The following is a 22,941-nucleotide window of genomic DNA, read 5'->3' as shown; positions in this document are numbered from 1 at the left end:
TCTTATTTCTTATAATATTTTTTGTAGACGGTGTACATTTGAATGAAAGCTAAAACTACAAAAAATAACGGAATAATTACAGGTACTATATATCTTGAGAAACTCGCTGTGTTTTGGGAAAACAAATTTAGAATAGTTACCAAAGCTAACATACCAAAAAAAGTCCCAACTAAAGTCCCAAAAACATAATAGTATTTGAGTCTTTTTTCAATGGCAATATAATTTCCATTAATCAAATAGAGATTCCATCCTGTCCAGAATGGCACTTGCAGGAAATTGATACCATTCAAAAAAACACCGATAAGAAAAGGCGAATACTTTACAAATCTTTCTAAATCATTATGATTTCCTACTGCTTGATTCGAATGCGCATAAAAAGAATACCCTAAAAACAGCAAAAAAAAGACCGCAAAAAAATCAATTATTTTCATCAATTTTTTATTATTTACCAATTGATTCGCAAAAATCAACGTGAAGTAAATTACAAAAACCTCAACCGAAATAACGCCCAACAAATAAAAAATCAAACTATTAATTCCTAATTCAGTATAAATTTCGAATCCAATAATATTTAAATATCCCAGTGGAACTGAGCCTATAAAACTCACTAAGAAACCAACGAGAATATTTTTTATAATTTTCATTTTATTAGAAATTTATAATTCTTTTGCTTTGCTCTAAATGTAAACGATATTCTTTCATTCCTTCCTTGTGGGACAAATACGTATTTCCAGCTTTATGATTTTCAACACTTATTTCATACATATACGTAATATGTCGGGCAAGTTCTTTCCAAGCAAATAGCAACGAATGTTTTGGATCATAGATATGCGTGGGTTCACTCGCAGCTCCATTCAACTCCACAATAGCGCAATTTTTTCCTTGTTCCAAATCTTCGAAAGTAGTGTACATAACATCCAATCTTCCAAAATAGAATCCCGGAATTTGCAAACACATTTCATTAATGGTTTCAGTTAATTTTGGGGTTATCCAATGGCTTCCATCAATAAATTTTGCACCTCGTGCATGATTCCCGTATGGAACCAAATTTAGTTTTTCTCCTTTTGCAAGAATTTCAAATAATTTCTTACCGTATTCTTGTTGTAAAACTTTAAGTTGCAATTCGTAACGCGGGTTTTTCTTGATTAACTGTTCAATAGTTGCAATTCCATCTCCTGTAATTATCAGAAATTCTTTGGAAACTATCCCTGTAATTTTACCCGTTTTCTCATGTGGATAACGTACGTAAAAAATGCCAACTTCATTTTCGAAAGGAATTAAATCTTGTACTATATAATCAAAATTCGCCTTTTCAGCGTATCTTTTTAAGTCGGTGATTGTATCTATTTTCTTGACTCCGGAACCACGCAAACCAATATCAGGTTTTGCAATCAGTGGATAATTTATTCCTGAAAATTCCATTATTTTTAGAATTTCTTCCAGTGAAGTTCCTTCGATTATGAGTTCAGTTTTGGGATAATACCGTTGTGGAATCAAATCGTAAATTGCTTTTTTGGACTCCATCATAAATCCTCCGTTTTTTATCGTTGGATTAACCGCATTAAAGAAAAAAATCGATTTTGCTTTAAGTGAATAAAATGCCCAAAGAAAATAAATTGGAATATAAACTATCTGAAACGGCCAATATTCCCAATGCGTAATCTTATGAAAAAGTAATTTCAATTGAGAAAATTTTAAATAGTTATAAATGATGTCTTGTACTCTTCTTGTGCAATCAAATCGCAATGCAAGATAGCAACTTTATTTTTTTCGATTACAGATTGCGTAATACTCAAGGTTTTCATTTCGTCATTTCGATTGATAACCAATCCGTTTTCCTGATTTTTATCTTCGGTATAGCGATGAAAATGAAGCATCTCTGTTTCTGATATTTCAGGATTTACATCCAAAAAAGTATAAAACCAATTTGTACGTTTCTCCCGAATTACAGCTGGATACAGGGTTGAAGACGACCAAATATGATTTTTATGACTATCTAAAAGAGTCATTTTTTTCTGATTCCCATTCCATCGCAATTGAAAAAGTTCCTTATTTTGAAATAAAACCAATGTAAAAGGTTCCATATTTTCCAAATCAATTTCGTTCCAAAAATCCTTTGGCGATAAGCTGCTAATAATCTCTAGCACAATTAGACCGCGACTTTTTCTGTAAGGGAGCACTACTCTGTGTTTTTCGTCAGCGCCATTTAACAAAACCAAAACAGTTCCATTTGCATCGACAACAAACCAAGTTCCACCAGCTTTTGGATCTTTTGGAAAAATGACATTCTTACCGTTTATAGTATAATCCCTTGGCGGTATTGCTGAGGGTCTAATTATTTTTTCATCTCGATTTGAGGTAATGATAATCCTATCATGGACATGGACAAAACTTACTGTGCACATTGATTCCTGTATTCAATTGTAGAACGGGCAACTCCAAAATTCTCATCGACCGTGATATTTTCACATTTTAAAATAGCCACTTTTATCAGTGCCTGATGATGAATGCAATGTTCTAAATTATAAAGCAATTCTCTATAATAATTACTTTGAATTCGGATTTCTTCACCGTCAATCACTTGTTTCAAATCGATATTTTTATTCTCTTTTTCAAGATTATTTTTAATTTCTAAAATATGATCAATCGCATAATTCGTATCAGTTTGAATTAACACATTACGTTCTCTTTTATCGTAATTCACAATCCCTAAATCGTATTGGTTTTCGAGACATTGAAACATTTCGATAATATGCCTTGTGTGTTCACCTATACTGGCATTACTCAATTCAACACATGGATTTGAGTAATCCTTTTTCGACAATTGATGGAGCAAATCAATCAATTCGTTTAGACTATTTTTAATAGAAGGTATCAGCATATTATAGTTTTAATTTTAATAAATTTGGTAGTTTATCTCTATTTAAAAAAATTAAAGTAAGACAACTAAATAAGGTTATGTGAGCCAACGCAAATAGCGTTCCACCATCACCATTCATTTCAATTCCCAGAACAAAAAGATGGGAAAGAATGGCGCCTACCATTATTACAGAACCCAATAATGCCCCCAGCAATGTAGTTCTGGGCACTAAAATTAGAATTACAGTAATCAATTCTAAAATTCCGGTACCAATTCTTCCATAAGGTTCCACTCCCAAAGCAGTAAAAATATAAATACTTTCCTCGGCACCAGTAAATTTAAAATATAACGTTTGTGATAAAATTACTGCAACTGCAACTCTTAAAATCCAAGATAAAATACTTATTTTCATGATTACTGTTTTATTTGATTGTTTTTTTCCAATTACTCTCTGCTTTTGACTTTAAATTGGCTTGGTCTTTATTCCAACTTTTCACTGTATTATTGAAATAAGCATTATAAAATAAATATAATTTTTCGTCAACAATTTTAAAAGTTTGTGGGTTTATCTCCACTTTTTCTCCTGAATCCCCCATCGCATAAGCACACCAACCCCCAAATTGGGGTTCATATTTCAAAGGGTTTTTTAAGAAATACGCTCTATTTATAGGCATTGAAAAATTATACGTCACCCCTTCGTATGTTACTGCTAGTTCTTTTTTTCCCTTTACGGCTTTCCCTTGTTTAAAATAAGCTACAGGATCATACCCTTGTAAGGCAACTTTATGTTCTAAATTAAAATGAGTTAATCGACTATTTTCAGTCTGTGCAACTGTTGTCAGCGAAATAAAAATAACCAATAGACAAAGAATCTGTTTTTTACTTCCAAGTTTAAAACTATTTTTTTTGTGTTCTTGAATTTTGGATTTCATTGTGTTTTAATTTAAAAATGATACTTCGTTTATTTCTTAAACAAAGATATTTAGAATCAAAAAAAACATTTGTCAGGTAGTTTACAATACGTACGAAATAATTGAAACTACAGTTTTGAAATATCCGAGATAACGATTTCTTTCCGGTTATAAATCAGCGTCCCGTTAGTTTCCATTTCATTGAGCAATTGAGTCGCAGTCTGTCTTGAAGTACAAATAATCTGCGCAATATCATTTTGTGTCAGATAATTTTCAATCACTACTTTATTGTCCACTCTTTTACCTTCTTTTTCAGCCCAATCTTTTAGAAACTGAAACAATCTGGTTTTTGCATCCTTAGAAATCAAATTAGAATAACTGTTCTTGATACGTTTCATTTTTAAACCTACAAATTTGGTATAAGAAAGTGCCAAACTCGGATTTCGCAACAATAGATCTTCAAAGTCAGCCATTAGAAAGCTACATATAGCCACGTCATCAGAAAGCACTTTAGCGTATTCATTCGTTTGATCATCGGTTTCTAAAGTCAGTTCCCCGAATAAATCTCCTTTTTGAATAATATCTTTTATCGTTTCATTTCCTTCTTCATCAACTGCTACAATTTTGATATTCCCTTTTTTCAGCAGAAAAATCCTTGGCACATCTAAAGAAGAAAAATAAATAATTTCGCCTTTTTTCGCTTTTTTAAAACCAGTAATAATACACAATTGTTTGATTTGTCCAAAACTCAATGTTCGAAACAATTTGTGATCGCGCAAATACCAATATTTTAAATCTTCGTACATGAAAGTAATTCTTTCAGTAAATGTATTAAAAAAATGACTTAAAAAACAAAACCCTTTCAAATCAAGACTTGAAAGGGTTTGAAAATTTAATACAATTTTATTTATGAAACTAATGTTCTTGAAATCACAATACGCTGAATTTCAGAAGTTCCCTCATATATTTGAGTGATTTTGGCATCGCGCATCATACGTTCCACATGATACTCGGCAACATAGCCGTTTCCACCATGAATTTGAACTGCTTCAATAGCCGTATCCATAGCCGTTTGGGAAGCAAACAATTTCGCCATTGCTCCAGATTGAGAAATATCCATTCCCAAGTCTTTTTCAGACGCAGCTTTAAAACACAACATTCTGGCAGCCATAATTTGAGTAGCCATATCGGCTAATTTAAAAGCAATCGCCTGATGTTTGAAAATTTCTTTTCCAAAAGCTTTACGCACTTGAGAATATTTTAAGGCCAACTCATATGCACCGGTCGCAATACCTAAAGCTTGAGAAGCAATCCCTATTCTTCCACCGTTTAGTACACTCATCGCAAAATTAAATCCAAATCCATCTGCTCCAATTCGGTTTTCCTTTGGTACTTTAACGTCATTAAACATTAAGGAATGCGTATCCGAACCACGAATTCCCATTTTTTTCTCTTTTGGACCAATATCAAAACCAGCCCAACCTTTTTCAACTATAAATGCATTAATACCTTTATGTCCCTTTTCAACATCAGTTTGAGCAATTACAATATAAGTAGATGCTGAAGATCCATTAGTAATCCAGTTCTTAGTTCCATTCAATAAATAATAATCTCCTTTATCGATTGCAGTTGTTTTTTGTGAAGTCGCATCGGAACCTGCTTCAGGCTCAGACAAGCAAAAAGCACCAATTACGTCTCCTTTGGCAAGAGGAACTAAATATTTCATTTTTTGTTCTTCGTTGCAATACTTTTCTAAACCTGCACAAACCAAAGAGTTATTTACAGACATTATAACAGCTGAAGACGCATCTATTTTAGCAATTTCAGTAATCGCCAAGACATAAGAAACGCTGTCCAATCCGGAACCGCCATATTTAGGGTCAACCATCATTCCTAAAAAACCAAGTTCCGCCATTTTTTTTACCTGCTCCGTTGGAAATTTAGAGAATTCGTCTCTTTCAATAACACCCGGCAATAATTCGTTTTGAGCAAAATCTTTAGCTGCTTGCTGAATCATTAACTGCTCTTCGGTTAGATTAAAATCCATAACTATATTTTGTTTTTTATTAAAATTTTAACTCTACAAATAAAAGTAAAATTACTCAATTACAATCCTTAAATTTACAGCTTTAGAAAATTTTTTATATTTTTTACTTTTCACCACAAAGTTGATTATTGTTATAAATTACACCTATTAAACTACTTTTTATTTAAAAAAAGTATTCAAAGATACTTTAATATTATGAAATTATCAATTTTGATTTAGAAATTAGCTCAATGAAAGAAGATTACTATAACGTTATCGGAGTAATGTCAGGAACTTCGCTTGATGGTGTTGATTTAGCACACATTAGATTTAGTGTAAAGGACAATAAATGGGCTTTTGAAATTCTTGAAAGCGAAACGACAGCCTATAGTTCAAATCGGATACAAAGCCTAAAATCTGCGGTGGATTATTCTAAGGTACAGCTCGAAAAATTAAATCAAGACTATACACAACTTCTCGCTTTGATTATTACAGCTTTTATCAAAAAACATAAAATTGAAAACCTGGATGCCGTCTGTTCGCATGGCCACACTATTTTACATCAACCACAGCATGGGTTTACACTTCAAATTGGTAATTTACCCGAAATCGCTTCTTTAATTAAGCAAACGGTAGTCTGCGATTTTAGAGTACAAGATGTTCAACTTGGCGGTCAAGGTGCACCTTTGGTTCCTATTGGCGACCGAATATTATTTCCTGCATACGATTATTGCATGAATTTAGGTGGTTTTTCGAATGTATCTTTTGAACAAGACGAGCAACGAATCGCCTTTGATATCTCACCGGTAAATACCGTTTTGAATTTTTACGCCAATCAATTGGGATTCGATTATGATGATAAAGGCATCATTTCTAGAACTGGAAAAATCGACACTAACTTGCTACAGGAATTAAATGCTTTAGATTTTTACCAAAAAAAATATCCTAAATCACTGGGTTTTGAATTTGTAAAAGAAACCGTTTTGCCTTTAATCGAAAGTTTCGAAATTACTATTGAAGACAAATTATGCACGTTCACTGAACATGTAGCACTACAGATTGCTTTGGCTTTACCTAATAAAAACGGAAGTCTTTATATAACCGGCGGTGGCGCCTACAATGATTTTCTTATGGAACGTATTCAGTCCTATTTACCGGAAATGGAAATCATAATTCCGTCAGCTAAAATTCTGGAATTCAAAGAAGCGTTGATTTTTGCTCTGCTTGGGGTATTAAAATTGCGAGGAGAAATCAATGTTTTGAGCAGTGTTACGGGTGCTAAAATGGATCACAGCTCTGGAAATGTTTATTACTCAAAATAATATTAAAAATACATAATTCGCATTATTCTATTTTTTATATTTGTCAAAATTAAACATATCGCAATAAATGAAAGATTTATTAAAGAAATTCGAAAATAAAGAACCTGAGATAGTTTTCCATTGGAAAGATGCTGAAACCGAAGCTGAAGGTTGGACTGTAATTAATTCTCTTCGTGGTGGCGCTGCTGGCGGTGGAACTCGTATGAGAAAAGGATTGGATATGAATGAAGTTTTGTCTTTGGCAAAAACAATGGAAGTGAAATTTTCGGTTTCAGGACCTGCTATTGGCGGTGCTAAATCGGGAATTAATTTTGACCCAAATGATCCCAGAAAAAAAGGCGTTTTACAACGTTGGTACAAAGCGGTTTCTCCGTTATTAAAAAGTTATTACGGAACCGGGGGTGATTTGAATGTGGATGAAATTCATGAAGTAATCCCCATGACAGAAGAATGTGGCGTTTGGCACCCACAAGAAGGTGTTTTTAACGGACATTTCAAACCTACCGAAGCGGATAAAATCAACAGAATTGGTCAATTGCGTCAAGGTGTGGTTAAAGTAATCGAGAATCCGAAATTCTCTCCAGATGTTTCTCGAAAATATACCATTGCAGACATGATTACCGGTTTTGGCGTTGCCGAAGCAGTTCGTAATTATTATACTATTTATGGCGGAGATGTAAAAGGCAAGAAAGCCATTGTCCAAGGTTTTGGAAATGTAGGTTCTGCAGCAGCATTTTATCTGGCAGAAATGGGAGCAAAAATCATCGGCATCATTGACAGAGATGGCGGATTGATAAATGAAGAAGGTTTTACTTTCGAAGAAATAAAAACATTATTCCTTGCTAAAGACGGAAACAAACTGGTTGTCGAAAATATGATTCCTTTTGAAGAAATCAACCAAAAAATCTGGACAATCGGCGCTGAAATATTCACTCCTTGCGCAGCTTCCAGATTAGTGGCTCAATCTCAAATTGACAGTTTGATTGCCAATGGTCTTGAAGTAATTTCATGTGGCGCGAATGTTCCTTTTGCCGACAAAGAAATATTTTTCGGTCCAATTATGGAAGATGTAGATCATAAAGTAAGCTTAATTCCTGACTTTATTTCTAATTGTGGAATGGCTCGCGTTTTTGCTTATTTCATGGAAAAGAAAGTGCAAATGACCGATGAAGCTATCTTTCAAGACACATCGGAAACGATTAAAAAAGCAATCGAAAAAGCACATGATTTGAATCCAAGCAAAACAAACATTAGTGCTACTGCCTTTGAAATTGCTTTGAAACAACTTACTTAAAATATAGCATTCATAAACATATTGGAACTGGGATTAAGTAGATTATTCAAAATCTATTTAATCCCTTTTTCTTATTCTCAGTTTTAAATAAAAGCAATCTTATTTATATTCTCCCAGTAGCTTTTTACTCTTGACAATTTTTAGTACTTTTCAACGTTTTTTAGTAATACACTTTTTTAAATTTAAAATACAAATGAGTTCCACCATTTCATCAGACCAAAAGAAATCTTTAGTAATATCCATTCTTTTGTATGCTACAATGTTGTTAATTTTATTTTTCATCCGATTTTGGCCACCAGCAAACTTGGCTGAACTTGCAGGCGGAGGAGGTGGCGGAGGCGTTACCGTGAATTTCGGAGACAGCGATCTTGGTTCTGGTTTGAATTATAAAAGTGAAGTTTTGCAAGTTAAAAACCAAACGAGACAAACGCCAGCAAAAGCAACTCCTGACGAAGCTATTTTATCGCAGGAAAACAGCACCGAAGAAAGTGTTGTCATTCCCCAAAAAGAAAAAACTACAAAACCTATTATTGTTGTAAAAGAGAAACCAAAACCGGTGGTTGTAAAACCTAAAGTTTCCAACAATACAAATGATGCATTATCCAGCATTCTAAAAGGTTCCAATAAAGGCGGTGATGGCGATGACAAAGCAGCTGGTAATAAAGGAAAATCAAACGGAAGTTTAAGTTCTAATGGCTATTATGGAACTGGAGGTTCCGGGGGCGGAACAGGTGGTGGAAATGGCACAGGAACCGGAATAGGAACTGGAAGCGGATACGGCTCCGGTAGCGGTGGAGGAAGCGGAAGTGGCTCTGGCGGCGGTACTGGTTACTCTCTGGGAAACAGAAAAGCAGTTTCGAAACCAGCACCAAAATACACTTGTAATGAAGAAGGGAAAGTTGTTGTAGAAGTTTCTGTAGATAGAAATGGACGAACAATAAATGCAATTGCCGGCATAAAAGGAACAACGAATACTGCAAGATGTTTATTAGACCAAGCAAGAATCGCGGCGATGAATACGAAATGGGATGCCAGCAGTGATGCCCCAGAAAAACAAGTGGGAAAGATTGTTTATAATTTCAATTTGAATTAAAAAATAAATACAGAATCAAATTATCGAGGCGTTTTTATTTTTTCTGTTTGCCCAAGAATTCAGTGGTTTCGGGATTTGCGTGAGGGATAGGAGCAAGTACCGAAGTACTGCGGATAGCCCGACCGCAATAGAAAAAGGGGCTAATCAACTTTATGCTGATTAGCCCCTTTTTCTATTGTGGTCACGCCCAAATAATGAAATTGCTTCGTAAAAACTCGCAATGACACTTATTTTGGACTGGTGGCAATCACAAACTTCAAATTATTTTTTACTCCTATTTGCAATACATCAACTAAATCCTGGACTTGCAAATTAAACGGGATTCTCACCACAACGGTTTGATCCTTTTCACTATTCATTTTAGACATTAAAGTTGTTTCTAACTCCTCAAATGCTACCGATTGCTTGTCGATATAGAACTTCTTGTCTTCGGTAACAGACAAACTGATGTATTGTTTGTTCGTTTTCTCATTAGCTTTTGCTTTTGGCAATGTCATTTTTATAACATTTGGATTAGCCAAAGTGGATATAATCAGAAAAAACAACAACAAGAAAAACATAATATCACTTAATGACGAAGTAGCCACTTCGGCATGAAATCTTCTTTTTCGTTTTATAGACATGTTACGATCTTTGAATAATATTTACGAATTCCAGTATCTGTTTTTGAATTTTTAAAGCAAAATTATCAATTTTTCCGTTTAATAAATGGTACGCGCTATACGCAATAATACCAACTAACAACCCAGAACCGCTACTGATCATTTTCTCATATAAACCTCCAGAAATATTACCAATACTAATATTTTCAGTAACTGAAATGCTATAAAATATTTTAATTACTCCAGAAATAGTTCCAATAAATCCTAATGTAGGCGCAATCCCTGCAATAAGACCTAATTGTCCCAAATGTTTCTCCATTTCTCCAATTTCAATGTCTGCAGCGCGATCCATATTAGATTCAATCTCGGCAATAGGTCTACCAATAACAAGTATTCCTTCTTTAATAATGTTCCCGGAAGACGTGTTGCTTCTTTCGGCTATGGATCGAGCCAATTCCAGATTACCTGAATTTAGATTATCTCTGACATCTAACATCAATCGATGATCCATTTTAGATGCTCTATTAATATACAAAGTACGTTCTATAATTAAATAAAAAGTATAGAATAATAAGATTGAAATTGGGATTAAGAAGAACCCTCCTTTTAAAATAAATTCCAAAACAGAGATTTCAGTATTTGGAGCAATTTTCTCGATTACTACGTTTGACGCAGCATTAGCAATAGTGTCGGCCTGTAATTGTATAAAACTAAACATATATTATTATTGATTTTTACTCATTAATTCTAAAAATTATTTCAATTTTGCAATAAAGATACTTTTCGATGTACTATTAAACTAAAAAAATCGAAAAATATTTTAAACAACGACTATTTTATTCAAAAATGAACTATCAGGAAACTATAAATTGGCTGTTTAATCAACTTCCGATGTACCAACTTCAGGGCGCTTCGGCCTATAAAAAAGATTTAACCAACACGCATTTACTAATAGATCATCTTGACAATCCTCAAGAAAAAATAAAATGCATTCATGTTGCAGGAACTAATGGAAAAGGTTCTACCTCACACATGCTAGCTTCTATACTTCAGGAAGCGGGCTATAAAGTGGGATTGTATACTTCGCCTCATTTAAAAGATTTCCGGGAGCGCATCAAAATTAACGGAATTGAAATTTCTGAAGCATTTGTTACTGATTTCACCAATAAGCATAAAGATTTTTTTGAAGCAAACGACATGAGTTTCTTCGAAATGACTGTTGGATTGGCTTTTGATTATTTTGCAAAAGAAAAAGTGGACATCGCCATTATAGAAGTTGGAATGGGCGGAAGATTAGACGCTACCAATGTCATTACGCCACTTGTATCCGTTATAACGAATATTGGGTTGGATCATACCCAATTTCTTGGCAACACACTGGAATCAGTTGCTTTTGAAAAAGCGGGAATCATAAAACCAAACATTCCGGTAGTGATTGGAGAATATACTACTGAAACCAAGCCCGTTTTTTTGGCGAAAGCCAAAGAATGCAATTCAGCAATCTACTTTGCTTCTGAATTGGTTTCAGAAACCTATCCTTCGGATTTAATTGGCGATTATCAGCTGCACAATAAAAAAACCGCGATACAAACAATTGCTATTTTAAATGCGCAAAAAGAATTTAAAGTCTTCCAGGAAGATATCAAATCTGGTTTACTCCTGGTTGTAAAAAACACAGGACTTCAAGGAAGATGGCAACAACTAGGCGAATCCCCTAAAGTTATTTGTGACACCGCACACAACAAGAACGGATTAGAGATTGTCATGAACCAAATTCAAAAAGAAACGTTCGAAAAACTACATATTGTACTTGGAATGGTAAATGACAAAGATTTGGACGAAGTTTTACCTTTATTTCCAAAAAATGCAATTTATTATTTCTGTAAACCAAATATTCCCCGTGGTTTAGACGCTGCCATTTTACAAGAAAAAGCAAAAAAATACCATCTTAACGGAAACACATACCGCTCTGTAACAGACGCTTACGTATATTCTAAGAATAATTCTACAAAAAATGATTTTATCTTTATTGGCGGCAGTACGTTTGTAGTGGCTGAATTGCCTTTAAATAAAGGGATTTAACTTTGAGCAATAATTACCTTCAAAAATAAATTGTTTATCTCCGCAACTAATTGACTCATAATTAGTTAAATTTATGTGACTAATTTTATTTATTACTCACTTAATCCTTAAACTATTATGAAAAAGAAAGACAATTTAGTATTGAGACTGTTAATTTTAACATTCCTGTCAAGCATCGGAATGTTTGCTCAAGAAGACCCAAAACCTATATTTATTACAGTAACTACATTACACAGGAATCTGGATACGGATAGGAAAGAATGGAAACAAACTGAACAAGAGTATTTTGATAAAGTTACCAGCAAGAACGATTTAATTATTGGCTCCGAAATTCTTAATCATTATTATACAGAAAACAGTTCTGAGGTTTTACAGGTTTCCGTCTTTAAAACCTGGGAAGACATCGAAAAGTCTAATGATGTTTCTAATGAATTAATTAAAAAAGGTTGGCCAGACGAAAAAATCAGAAAGGATTTTTTTGATAAACACAACACTTATTATTCCAAAATGCATTCCGATGAAATTTACTCTTCTATTGCAGGATCTAAAGAATTCAAACCTACTTCAAAACAACCTATGATTGTTTATATAAGAAAATCACAAATGTCCTTGAATGGACAAGGAAAAGGAATGAAGGAATTTAATGAAAAAATAACCATGAACAACCCTTTTATCAAAGGATATTACCCGAATCGTCATGCTTGGGGCGCTGACAGCAGGGATTTTCTCGAAGCTTATTATTATGATTCCTTATCCGATTTAGAAAAATCCAGCGATAAACAAGATGAATTAATAAAAACTGCTTGGCCAAAAGAAGAGGACAGAAAAGTGTTTTTTGATGGATTAAATAAAGCTTTTACTGGCATTCATGGTGATTTCATTTACCATAATGAACCCACGCTATCCAAATAAATTATAAATTTTCAAATAAACTCTGTTTATATATTGTAAGATGGAGTTTATTTGAAAATTCTATCAAACCTAATAAACTAAACACCAATTAAATATAAACTCTTTCGAAAAAATATTAAAATTTGTGCAGAAATATTTTGGATAAGCGAAAAACAAGCTTATATTTGCACTCGCAATAAGGTAATGAAAATCACTGAATTGTAATAGGGCGATTAGCTCAGCTGGTTCAGAGCACCTCGTTTACACCGAGGGGGTCGGGGGTTCGAACCCCTCATCGCCCACTGTGAGGGATAACAGAAATGTTATCCCTCTTTTTTTTGTATATAAGATACCCCTTTTCCTCCATTTTACTGGCATTATGTGAAAATATATCCAGCATTGTAGGTGTTCGATAGATACCCTGTTCATAGTATAAATTGCCATCGAACACCATGTTTACAAATTCACGTTTCTGTAAAATGTCTGACTTTGTATAAATGTGTTTAATATCACCCAATAAATCCAGCTTCCTGTCTAAAACATCAAAGGCTTTTCCTTGATTAATACTGAATCTTTCTATTGCAGCAGAAAGTGTTAATATATGATCTGAATAAGTAGAATACCATCTTTCATAGGTATCTTTATTTATTTCATCCTTAAACCATTTTTCTTCTACTGCATTTAATCGCTGCTGTACTTCATCCAGTTCATGTTTTTTATCTTCTGCTTTTTTCTTGTTTTCTTTGATTCCCTGTTCGATTGAACTGTAAGTTTTATTTCTTATTTCTTTAATTCGTCTTTCAGAAACGCTCATAAGATCACAAGCGTTCAGAAACTGCTCATGTGCTTTGATAGCACTTATGTTATTATGCTTTGAATGCTTGCATTTATAATAATAGAAATATTTACCAGATTTACCCCTGGAAGGCGCACCTGTAAGCGGAACTCCACAATGGCATTTCACAACACCTCTTAACGGTATTTCAGAATCGATAGTTACTTTTACTTTATCAGCCTTTTTCATTTTGGACTGTACCATTGTCCATGTTATCTTGTCAACTATTGGTTCATGAATAGCAGGAAAGAGACCTCCCGGCAAATCCTTGAATGGCTCAACCCTTACAAGCCCGGCATACACGGGATTTGCAAGTACACGATCAATAGCCATATTGCCTTTCCTGTCAAAACCTGCCTCGTAAGCCATTTCTTTTATTTTATATAATGGCACATCCCTCAGGAACATATCATAAATCAGTCTAACAATTTTAGCTTCTATTTCATTTACCTCAAGGTGACGCTGTTTTCCTTCTCCGACCTTACTGTAGCCGAAAGGTTTTTCTCTGGTAAGAAAACGCCCTTCTTTTGCACGGGCTGTATAGAGACCGCCACGCACTTTGATACTCCTGTTTATATTGTCTTCTTCAGCAAGCAGTAATTGCAAACCCGCCCTAAAAAAACTTCCCGGAGTATCATAATCAAAGACTATTCCTTCGGTCACGCTGATAATCTGGATACTGTATTTTTTTTGAAATTGTTTGACTAAACTCATAGCTTCGCCTGCATCCCTGCTAAAGCGGTCAAGCTGATCTACAAGCAGGTAATCCACTGTTTTATAATGCTTAGCAATAAATACCTGAAGCTTTATAAAATCCGGACGGTCAAAAGTTTTAGCACTTTTACCCCTGTCAATAAAAGAATCTACCAATTGTATATTATTATATTGCAGGTACTGATCAGTATACAATTCCTGCCTTTCAATAGAGCCATTGCTTTGACCCAACTGACTAAATCTTAAATATCTAATCGCCCTCTTCATATAATTCTTTCCATGTTAATGATACAATAATTTCAATCAATAAATTTACGATTTTTTGTTCTTTTTCTTGTTCTAACTCTTCAAGTTTTTTTGATATAATTTCATCATTTTCAAAGGGTTCACTATTTACATTCTCCATACCACAGATCATTAACTTAGTTATGCACCATGACTCTCATAGCATCACAATAAATTTAAAAAGCAATAGAGTGTTTCTGCTTTTTATTACTTTCTATGGAATTAGATGACTGTATTTGGCGTGCTTTTAAAAAAATATTGAAACATTTTTAAGCCTCATTTTTTAAGGTGATTTTTTCAAATTCCTCAGTCAGAATTATGATTTTTTGACACAATACCGCCATTTCAGTCGTCTGTTTTTCCAATTTGTATAAAAATGCAGATGCTTTTTTATCGGAAAAACGGCTGTACAAAAGTTTAACAACCTGATTATAATTAACCCCGATAGCCCTAAACTGGCTGTAAAAAGAGGTCAGGCGCATATAATAATCCATTGTCGCTTTATCGATCTTAACTGTTTTTATCCCTTTTTGGAAAACACACGCTGTAATAAAATGAGCCATTACATGCATTCCTGATGTTTCAAAAAGAGTGAGGAAGCGGACATTTTCTTCCGCAGTAAGACTGATAGAATAGCGGTGGATTGCGGGATCTATTTTGGAAGGTCTGCCTCCTTTATGCGGGTTCTTTTTTTCTTCATTTTCCATGACTTCTTATTTCAATTACTTAAAAACTAATATATCTTATAATCAGTACTTACACTCTAATTTGGAAGTGCTTGGAAGCATTTGGCTTATTTGTTCCTAACCCAGTCTTAAACCTTTAGGATTGGGCATCCGCTGTCAAGTAAAGCCATCACAAGACACTTTAAAAGAGCAGGCCTTTTTCAGGATTAATTTTCTGAAAAACATGAAATTATGCTCTGCAAAGAAACAGTTACCCGGGAGATGTGGGAACTCCTCCAAAGACTTATGAAAGATGAAAAATTGAAAGAACATGTACTGGTCGGCGGTACGGCGCTAGCCTTACGATTAGGACACCGCTTATCGGTGGATATAGATCTTTTTACGACAAAAGATTTTGATTCGCAGATGATGCTCAAATATCTGCATAATACTTACGGTGTAAATGTAGAGGAAAGCCAGTTCTTCCCGAACACCGTTCTTACCTACATCGATGATATAAAAGTCGATATTGTTACCCATGATTATCCTCTTCTGAATTCTGTGGAAACAGTTGAAGGAGTCCGCATGATTTCCAATGAAGACATTGGGGCAATGAAACTACACGCAATTCATCAGAGCGGTAACAGATACAAGGATTTTGTCGATATGTACTTTATGCTTGAACAAGAACCCTTAAAGTTCTATCTTCAAGCCTATCAGAGAAAATATAATAAAGACCCATATTGGGCTTGTATAGGTCTGAATACATATGACAAGATTACCACCTTTGAAGGCGTAGATATGTTAAAACAAAAAGAGCAGAACTGGAAAAACATCCAAAAACGACTGGAACTGGCAGTAAAAAATCCTTTATATAAATTTAAATCAGAAAGCCAGGATTTACCGATTAACTCTAATAAAAAGAGAGGTTTTCGCAGGTAATTCAGCAGAAATTGCTTATATTTGATACTAACCTTATTGAAAAACAATGAAAGCATCAGCTAAACATATACCTAATCTTCACCATAAATTCTTCTGGGATTTTAGATTCGACAGTATTGACTGGGACAGGGGATATAAAATGGTAATTGCCCGTATTATTGAGCGTGGAGGTCATGATCAAATTGACGAAATCGTCCGTTTTTATGGTCATGAAAAAGTAATTACAGCTGTTCGTGACGAGATTTCCTTTCTTCCCAACTATGCCATTGAAAATGCCCTTAAATTCTTTCCCGAACTCAAAAGGGAAGACATGTACTGCTATTTGAACCGTAAGGACAAACCGTATCACTGGATTTAGTTTTACTCTGAAAAATAGTAGTAAAAAGAGATTCTTTGCTTATTTTTATTTATTAAACTGGACGTGTTGGACTTTATATTTTGATCAAAGAAATAATAAAAAGAAAACCAAGGTAGGGCGGGCTTGCTTAGCCTGTCCAAAAGACTACGGCATAATGTTTTGCTCGTTCCTCACAAACCACCCTTCGGGACTTATTCCGTTTCCTTTTGGCCTGTCTGCATCCCGTCCTGTAAAATTGCTTTCTTTTTCTTTTTTTCGGTTTTTCTGTTTCTTTTGAAAATATATTTATGTTTTTAGATATGAATATACGAGTGTATCTGAAAGTCTATTTATTTACTTATTTAGATAAGGGAGCATTTATGTCTATGCGTAACAGCATACCTATGTAAAAGAGTAAAATTGTAAAAACGTATGTACATACATACAGCTATACAAGCGCATTTACTTATAGGATTAAATACTTCTGTAAAACTGTGCGTCCATACAGAATTGCATTTGTGCTTAAATAGGCATGAGAATATATATCTAAATACTTATATTTTAACGTACACCTCTGTAGATTTGCAAATTCGGCAGAGAATTGCAGTTAAATCTCTGCCAAATTTATGGAGGTTAACACAATAAAACCAAGGCTGCCAATACTATCCTATTTCTACACAGCCCTATCAAGGCTGATTTTGATCAAACTAATTACAACACATAACATTCGTAAATATCCGCAAAACAAAAAAAAGGGCATCAAGCCCTTTCAATTAAAACCATCGGTAATAATGTTTTCGAAAGAAAACAGCAAGTTGTGTTTTGAGATGCTTGAAATGAATTCAGCATCTCAAAACCACTTGCCCTTGCAGGGGGCTGGAAAATGCCTCCAAAGTCGGCGTTTTATTAAAATTAGAATTAGAAACAGGTTAGTTAACAATGTGATTATTACTTATTAATAATCTCATGTTCATTTTTAGAATCAGCAGGAAATAATATGCTTATTTCATTTAGCAGTTCGAATTCATCAATTGGAAATAACTGCAAGGCAATCCCAAGAATAAGCCCAACATCGATCGACTTATTTTCGATAGTATTAGGAACTTCAGCGCCATCATGATCCAGAGCCACTATACATAACTTCATCAGATTTCTAATAACTGAGGCAAGTTCATAATAATCATATACTTTTATTTCAGCACTATGAATCTTTCTTTTATCATCAACTGGTCTCAACGTACTGAGACAATTGGAAGTTAATCTTTTAATGGTCTCTAGCTTTTCAATTTCATTTGTTTCCATGATTTTTATTTTTAAATCGATTAATTTTATTAAATGATAAATTGTCAATCGTGTTCAGATTTCAATAGTAACCCTCCTTCAATAACCAAATCATGTAATTCATACATCAGTTTTTCAACAATAACATTCATCTGATCAACCTCTTTTTTATTGAGTATTGATAATTTATGATAAAGGTTCCTATGTTTATCTAAATAAGGAAAGAAATCAGTCCAGAACTGTTCTGTCAAATAATTGTATTTTCTTATATCGGCATCTGCATAAATACACAGTTCCCACAATGCTTGACTTGACAGATAATGAGTTAAGTAGAAGGTTTTGACAAAAATATATGTTCTACAAAAGGACAGGAAAAATAATGTAAAAAGAGCATCTAAACCGCAGTAATTCTCTTCAGTATTATTGGCTACCGCACAAAATTGCATAGCACTATCTTTGGCTGATTTATAATAAAAATACAAATCAGCGTGGTAAGGATTGTGAGGAACCTCCCAATGAAATTCTGGGTGGTACTGACTGGATGAATATATCAGGTATTTATCTTGTATAATATTAGAAAAGAAACTCTGACACTGATAGAGGCTCTTTTGAATCCAGTTGCGGTTATGACTTATCAAAACAAAATCATATTTTCCGACTATTTTGCTTTTCAGGGATTGAATGATTGATATCAATTTTTCATTACCTATACCATTACCTATAATCAGTAGATAATAGGTTGCTTTTTCACCGTACACAATTTGATGATATAAGTAGATCTGTTCAACTTCTGACATCTCTAATATAGTTTTTATTGCAGTATTTATAATTTTATTCCCCGGCTTCTTTTCAATTTCATATACAGCCTCACTGCTTTCATGCAGTCCTTTCTTGATTAGCTTCTTTAATTCGGCAAGCCTTTTTTCTATAAGACAATAGAGACTTCGCTGGGCAATTCCAACAGCTTCATACATTTCTTCCTTATAGATTACATCATCTTCGGCAGACGCTTCTTTTGCTTTTGTAAATAAATCAGTGAGGTAAAATTTGTTGCGGTTGTTTCTCACGAAGTATTTCTGAATATCAGGTATGTATTGGATAAGATTATTGATCCTTTCATCTAAGCTCACCAAAGCAAATTTACTTCCTAAGTACAGTTCTTCTAAATAGTCAAGATCATATCCAACAAGTCTTGCATAGGATATAAAAACGCTGTTTGAAGAACCTTCTGAAATGAGATTTTTAATCTGCCACGCATGAAGATCGTGATCGTGGTAAAAATTGTTTTCATACTCATTGAATCTCTTCTTGAATTTTTGCCATTCCTCTGTTCTAAAAATAGAATTTTCGAACTCATTATTCTGGTAGATAACCGCAGACTCACGACAGTAAAACGCAAGGAAAGGAGAACCTAAAGAATAGTGATGACGAAGTTTTGATGAGAAGATAAAAGCTATATTAATCTGAAGGTGTTCTTTAACTTTTCTTACCCACTTACTCTGCTGAAGTTTTTGAGCATCTATATTGCTTTCAATATTGATAATAAGACAACTAAATTCCGAATACTGTTGTCTGGTAAAAAACATTTGAATAACATTATACTGACGGACTAATTGTCTGAGAATGTTTTCCAAATAATCGTTTTCGAGTTTTGGAAATTTAAGTTTTTCTAGAGTTTTCATAATAATGTGTTTTTGAAGATTAGATAATGGATATTTTATTCCGTTGCAGGTTCAGCCTGATCAGTTTTCTTTATTCTCTCAACACCTCTTTCTCTCATTAGTTCCCCTGCATCGAGCATTTTGATTAAATGAATATAAGGTGTCGTAAGGTCGGAGTCAGGATCTCCAGAATAGGGAGACAATGAAAGCTCTGTGATTTCACATAAGAAAAATTCAAACTGTTGCAGTGTTCTCTCCTCAAATGCATTTTGAAGCACTAAAAAAGGATTTTCATATTCTTCCTTGGTAAGTGAAGAAAGATGAAATACCGTTTCACAACGGGCTGAATCTTTTACTTTCCATTTTTTACTTTTCCTTTTCAGGCAGTAACAGACTTTGAGAAAAGAGCATACAGCAGTATAAAAGACAAAAACATTGCAAGGGGTTTCCTGCTTATAGACCTTTCTCTTAAAGCAGTGAAGTACCGCTTCACTTAAATTCTGTTTATAATAATCAAGATGTGCAAAGTCAAAAATGGCGTCAAATGCCTCAAATGGATTTCCTGCCACAAAACCTGCCCAAAACCTTGTTTCGAAGGATATTTTATTCTTTTTCATAGTAGCGAGATTTAAAATTCACAAGCGAAGTTGCATTCTTTCAAAAGGATAATCTATTCGCAAAGCGGATATAATATCTGACAAAAGGGATATTTTACAGGATATTTTTTTATCTTTGAAACTCAGAATTTTTAATCCAAATGGCTTTATCTTTGAGCCAAAAAATTGATACTCATTATGGAACAGAAAATACATCAGGGAAGAAACGTAAAACGCTTCAGAGAAATGCTTGGAATCAAACAGGAAGCATTGGCTTATGATCTGGGAAATGACTGGAATCAAAAGAAAATTTCTATGCTAGAGCAAAAAGATATAATTGAAGATGATATACTTAATCAAATCTCAGATGCATTAAAAATTCCCGTTGAAGCTTTTCAAAATTTTGATGAGGAGCAGGCTATAAATATTATTTCGAATACTTTTCATGATACCCAAGGGTTGATAAACTATAGCCCAACTTTCAATAATAATCCAGTCGAAAAATTGATCCAACTTCACGAAGAAAAAATTGCTTTATACGAGCGTATGTTGAAAGAGAAAGATGAAATGATGGCAAGGCTTGAAAAACTAATCAATAAATAATTTCGGGATAATTCTTATTCATAATTAAGGCTCAACTAATTAGTTGAGCCTTTTTAATTGCATGATTATTATCTTTTACTAAAAAATGATTATTCGTTGTATCCATAAGTCATAACACCAAAAGTTTATTACATTAGTGCCTTCTTAAGGATTATTAATCCCTAATTATAATAAACAATTATTTAAAATGTCAGAAGAACAGAAAAAAATATTGGAGCAACAGCTTTGGAATATAGCGAATACTTTACGAGGAAAGATGAATGCGGATGAATTTAGGGATTATATACTAGGTTTCATATTCTATAAATATTTGGCTGAAAAAATGGAGATTTTCGCCAACTCCATTTTGGAAAAAGATAATATTCAATTCAGGAATATTGAAGAAAACACAAAAGAGGGTCAAGAATATATTGAAGCAGTCAGAGAGGAATCCCTTGAAAATCTAGGTTACTTTTTGAAACCATCTGAACTTTTTAGTGAAATTGCAAAAAGAGGAAACAGCGGTAGTAATAATTTCATTCTGGAAGATTTACAAAAAATCCTAACCAATATTCAGTTGAGTACAATGGGAACTCAAAGTGAAGAAGATTTTGAAGATCTTTTTTCAGATATGGATTTGAACAGTAATAACTTAGGAAGAACAGCTGATGCAAGAAATGCAATAATAGTAAAAGTTTTAGTGCATCTTGATGAAATTGATTTTAAGTTGGAGCATACTGAACTAGATGTATTAGGTGATGCTTACGAATATCTGATTGGTCAGTTTGCCAGTGGTGCAGGTAAAAAAGCAGGAGAATTTTACACACCGCAAGAGGTTTCTAAAATTCTTGCAAAAATTGTCACAACAGGTAAGAATAGATTAAAATCAGTATATGATCCAACCTGTGGTTCTGGATCGCTGCTATTGCGTGTTGCCCGTGAGGTAAAAGATGTCAATAATTTTTACGGGCAGGAAATGAACCGAACAACATACAATCTTGCCCGCATGAATATGATACTGCACGGAGTACATTATCTAAAATTCAACATAAAGCAAGAGGACACTTTAGAACACCCGCAACATTTAAATAATATGCCATTTGAAGCTATAGTGGCAAATCCTCCTTTTTCCGCTAATTGGAGTGCGAACCCCTTATTTCTAAATGATGACCGTTTTAGTCAATACGGCAAGTTGGCACCGGCAAGTAAAGCCGATTTTGCTTTCGTGCAACATATGATTTATCATTTAGCGGAAAACGGTACCATGGCAATTGTACTGCCACACGGCGTTTTGTTCCGCGGTGCAGCAGAATTACACATTCGGAAACATCTAATCGAACAGAAGAATTACTTAGATGCAGTAATTGGTTTACCTGCTAATATTTTCTATGGCACCAGTATTCCTACATGTATTTTGGTTTTCAAAAAATGCCGAGAAACACCGGATGATATTTTATTTATAGATGCCAGCAAAGAATTTGAAAAGGTTAAAAATCAAAATATGTTGCGAGACGATCACATCACTAAGATTGTAGAAACCTATCGTAATAGAACAGTAATTGAAAAATATAGTCATTTGGCTAGTCTTGCAGAAGTTGCGGGGAACGATTATAATTTAAATATTCCTCGCTATGTGGATACATTCGAAGAACAAGAAGAAATTGATATCCAAAAGGTAATGTTCGAAATTAAAGAACTTGAAGCTAAAAGAGCCAATCTCGATAAGGAAATAGATGTTTATTTAAAAGAACTAGAGCTAGTCTTTTAAATTTTTAAATCCTTAATGTTTTTAATAACGAAAATTAAATAATCGAGATGGCAAATAAAAAATTAAAAGTAGGTAACGTTCCTAATTTGAGATTTCCTGGGTTTAATGAGGAGTGGGAAGGTAGAAAGATGGGGGAAGTAGCTACATTTTCAAAAGGGAAAGGAATATCAAAAAGTGATATTGAAGAAGGCGGT

General features: G+C 33.9%; 25 protein-coding genes and 1 tRNA gene. 10 read left to right on the top strand and 16 right to left on the bottom strand.

Annotated features, from left to right (window positions below; translation table 11 throughout):
- Positions 1-2 precede the first annotated feature (2 nt).
- The 8 genes from ACNQGG_RS07715 to ACNQGG_RS07680 all read right to left on the bottom strand — a co-directional run bounded on the left by ACNQGG_RS07715 (position 3) and on the right by ACNQGG_RS07680 (position 5,818).
- Positions 3-644, bottom strand: coding sequence for a hypothetical protein (locus tag ACNQGG_RS07715; RefSeq protein ID WP_417962757.1), 642 nt, complete (start codon positions 642-644; stop codon positions 3-5).
- A 4-nt stretch (positions 645-648) separates the two neighbouring features.
- Positions 649-1,683, bottom strand: coding sequence for an ATP-grasp domain-containing protein (locus ACNQGG_RS07710; RefSeq protein WP_417962755.1), 1,035 nt, complete (start codon positions 1,681-1,683; stop codon positions 649-651).
- Between the two features lie 11 nt (positions 1,684-1,694).
- A complete protein-coding gene (locus ACNQGG_RS07705) occupies positions 1,695-2,405 on the bottom strand; it encodes an NRDE family protein (RefSeq protein WP_417962753.1) in 711 nt (236 codons plus the stop codon).
- A complete protein-coding gene (locus tag ACNQGG_RS07700) occupies positions 2,393-2,881 on the bottom strand; it encodes a DinB family protein (RefSeq protein ID WP_417962751.1) in 489 nt (162 codons plus the stop codon). Before ACNQGG_RS07700 ends, ACNQGG_RS07705 begins: the two co-directional genes overlap by 13 nt.
- A gap of 1 nt (position 2,882) precedes the next feature.
- Positions 2,883-3,272, bottom strand: coding sequence for a DoxX family protein (locus ACNQGG_RS07695; RefSeq protein ID WP_417962749.1), 390 nt, complete (start codon positions 3,270-3,272; stop codon positions 2,883-2,885).
- 10 nt (positions 3,273-3,282) lie between these two features.
- A complete protein-coding gene (locus tag ACNQGG_RS07690) occupies positions 3,283-3,792 on the bottom strand; it encodes a YHS domain-containing (seleno)protein (protein ID WP_417962747.1) in 510 nt (169 codons plus the stop codon).
- Between the two features lie 107 nt (positions 3,793-3,899).
- On the bottom strand, positions 3,900-4,577 hold the full coding sequence (locus tag ACNQGG_RS07685) for a Crp/Fnr family transcriptional regulator (protein ID WP_417962745.1): 678 nt from the start codon (positions 4,575-4,577) through the stop codon (positions 3,900-3,902).
- Between the two features lie 101 nt (positions 4,578-4,678).
- Positions 4,679-5,818, bottom strand: a complete 1,140-nt coding sequence (locus ACNQGG_RS07680) for an acyl-CoA dehydrogenase family protein (protein WP_417962743.1) — start codon at positions 5,816-5,818, stop codon at positions 4,679-4,681.
- A 230-nt stretch (positions 5,819-6,048) separates the two neighbouring features.
- Here ACNQGG_RS07680 and ACNQGG_RS07675 point away from each other — a divergent pair, with 230 nt between their 5' ends.
- The 3 genes from ACNQGG_RS07675 to ACNQGG_RS07665 all read left to right on the top strand — a co-directional run bounded on the left by ACNQGG_RS07675 (position 6,049) and on the right by ACNQGG_RS07665 (position 9,506).
- Positions 6,049-7,119, top strand: coding sequence for an anhydro-N-acetylmuramic acid kinase (locus ACNQGG_RS07675; RefSeq protein ID WP_417962741.1), 1,071 nt, complete (start codon positions 6,049-6,051; stop codon positions 7,117-7,119).
- A gap of 67 nt (positions 7,120-7,186) precedes the next feature.
- Complete coding sequence (locus ACNQGG_RS07670) at positions 7,187-8,413, top strand: Glu/Leu/Phe/Val dehydrogenase dimerization domain-containing protein (protein ID WP_417962739.1); 1,227 nt, start codon at positions 7,187-7,189, stop codon at positions 8,411-8,413.
- A gap of 193 nt (positions 8,414-8,606) precedes the next feature.
- Positions 8,607-9,506: an energy transducer TonB gene (locus ACNQGG_RS07665; RefSeq protein WP_417962737.1), complete on the top strand. Its 900-nt coding sequence runs from the start codon at positions 8,607-8,609 to the stop codon at positions 9,504-9,506.
- Between the two features lie 227 nt (positions 9,507-9,733).
- On the opposite strand, the gene ACNQGG_RS07660 is transcribed toward ACNQGG_RS07665, so the two are convergent.
- Positions 9,734-10,129: an ExbD/TolR family protein gene (locus ACNQGG_RS07660; RefSeq protein WP_417962735.1), complete on the bottom strand. Its 396-nt coding sequence runs from the start codon at positions 10,127-10,129 to the stop codon at positions 9,734-9,736.
- A gap of 1 nt (position 10,130) precedes the next feature.
- The gene (locus tag ACNQGG_RS07655) at positions 10,131-10,826 is read right to left on the bottom strand and encodes a MotA/TolQ/ExbB proton channel family protein (protein WP_417962733.1); all 696 of its coding nucleotides are present in this window, start codon (positions 10,824-10,826) and stop codon (positions 10,131-10,133) included.
- Between the two features lie 128 nt (positions 10,827-10,954).
- On the opposite strand from ACNQGG_RS07655, the gene ACNQGG_RS07650 reads away from it, so the two are divergent.
- From ACNQGG_RS07650 to ACNQGG_RS07640, 3 genes are all read left to right on the top strand, one after another.
- Entirely contained in the window at positions 10,955-12,190 is a 1,236-nt protein-coding gene (locus ACNQGG_RS07650) for a bifunctional folylpolyglutamate synthase/dihydrofolate synthase (protein ID WP_417962731.1), read from the top strand.
- A 117-nt stretch (positions 12,191-12,307) separates the two neighbouring features.
- Positions 12,308-13,102 carry a hypothetical protein gene (locus tag ACNQGG_RS07645; RefSeq protein ID WP_417962729.1) on the top strand — a complete coding sequence of 265 codons (795 nt, stop codon included), beginning with the start codon at positions 12,308-12,310 and terminating at the stop codon, positions 13,100-13,102.
- Positions 13,103-13,308: 206 nt separating this feature from the next.
- Positions 13,309-13,383, top strand: a tRNA-Val gene (locus tag ACNQGG_RS07640).
- Here the strand turns inward: ACNQGG_RS07640 and ACNQGG_RS07635 are convergent.
- From ACNQGG_RS07635 to mobA, 3 genes are all read right to left on the bottom strand, one after another.
- Positions 13,374-14,897, bottom strand: coding sequence for a recombinase family protein (locus ACNQGG_RS07635; protein WP_417962727.1), 1,524 nt, complete (start codon positions 14,895-14,897; stop codon positions 13,374-13,376). The two genes, ACNQGG_RS07640 and ACNQGG_RS07635, sit on opposite strands and share 10 nt — an antisense overlap.
- Complete coding sequence (locus ACNQGG_RS07630) at positions 14,881-15,036, bottom strand: hypothetical protein (protein ID WP_417962725.1); 156 nt, start codon at positions 15,034-15,036, stop codon at positions 14,881-14,883. The genes ACNQGG_RS07635 and ACNQGG_RS07630 overlap by 17 nt, the downstream gene beginning before the upstream one ends.
- 148 nt (positions 15,037-15,184) lie before the next feature.
- Complete coding sequence (gene mobA, locus ACNQGG_RS07625) at positions 15,185-15,622, bottom strand: conjugal transfer protein MobA (RefSeq protein ID WP_417962723.1); 438 nt, start codon at positions 15,620-15,622, stop codon at positions 15,185-15,187.
- A gap of 210 nt (positions 15,623-15,832) precedes the next feature.
- Here mobA and ACNQGG_RS07620 point away from each other — a divergent pair, with 210 nt between their 5' ends.
- Entirely contained in the window at positions 15,833-16,522 is a 690-nt protein-coding gene (locus ACNQGG_RS07620; RefSeq protein ID WP_417962721.1) for a nucleotidyl transferase AbiEii/AbiGii toxin family protein, read from the top strand.
- A 46-nt stretch (positions 16,523-16,568) separates the two neighbouring features.
- Positions 16,569-16,880 carry a DUF6922 domain-containing protein gene (locus ACNQGG_RS07615; protein WP_417962719.1) on the top strand — a complete coding sequence of 104 codons (312 nt, stop codon included), beginning with the start codon at positions 16,569-16,571 and terminating at the stop codon, positions 16,878-16,880.
- 927 nt (positions 16,881-17,807) lie between these two features.
- Here ACNQGG_RS07615 and ACNQGG_RS07610 read toward each other — a convergent pair.
- The 3 genes from ACNQGG_RS07610 to ACNQGG_RS07600 are packed head-to-tail and all read right to left on the bottom strand — an operon-like array spanning position 17,808 to position 20,418.
- Positions 17,808-18,161: a hypothetical protein gene (locus ACNQGG_RS07610; protein ID WP_417962717.1), complete on the bottom strand. Its 354-nt coding sequence runs from the start codon at positions 18,159-18,161 to the stop codon at positions 17,808-17,810.
- Between the two features lie 44 nt (positions 18,162-18,205).
- Positions 18,206-19,822 carry a hypothetical protein gene (locus ACNQGG_RS07605; protein WP_417962715.1) on the bottom strand — a complete coding sequence of 539 codons (1,617 nt, stop codon included), beginning with the start codon at positions 19,820-19,822 and terminating at the stop codon, positions 18,206-18,208.
- 35 nt (positions 19,823-19,857) lie between these two features.
- On the bottom strand, positions 19,858-20,418 hold the full coding sequence (locus ACNQGG_RS07600) for a hypothetical protein (protein ID WP_417962713.1): 561 nt from the start codon (positions 20,416-20,418) through the stop codon (positions 19,858-19,860).
- Between the two features lie 177 nt (positions 20,419-20,595).
- On the opposite strand from ACNQGG_RS07600, the gene ACNQGG_RS07595 reads away from it, so the two are divergent.
- Entirely contained in the window at positions 20,596-21,000 is a 405-nt protein-coding gene (locus tag ACNQGG_RS07595; protein WP_417962711.1) for a helix-turn-helix domain-containing protein, read from the top strand.
- A 187-nt stretch (positions 21,001-21,187) separates the two neighbouring features.
- Entirely contained in the window at positions 21,188-22,747 is a 1,560-nt protein-coding gene (locus tag ACNQGG_RS07590) for a type I restriction-modification system subunit M (protein ID WP_417962709.1), read from the top strand.
- Positions 22,748-22,941 lie beyond the last annotated feature (194 nt).

It is taken from the genome of Flavobacterium esculini (genome assembly GCF_048284325.1).
Lineage (GTDB): Bacteria > Bacteroidota > Bacteroidia > Flavobacteriales > Flavobacteriaceae > Flavobacterium.
This window is presented reverse-complemented; position numbering and strand designations above follow the sequence as displayed.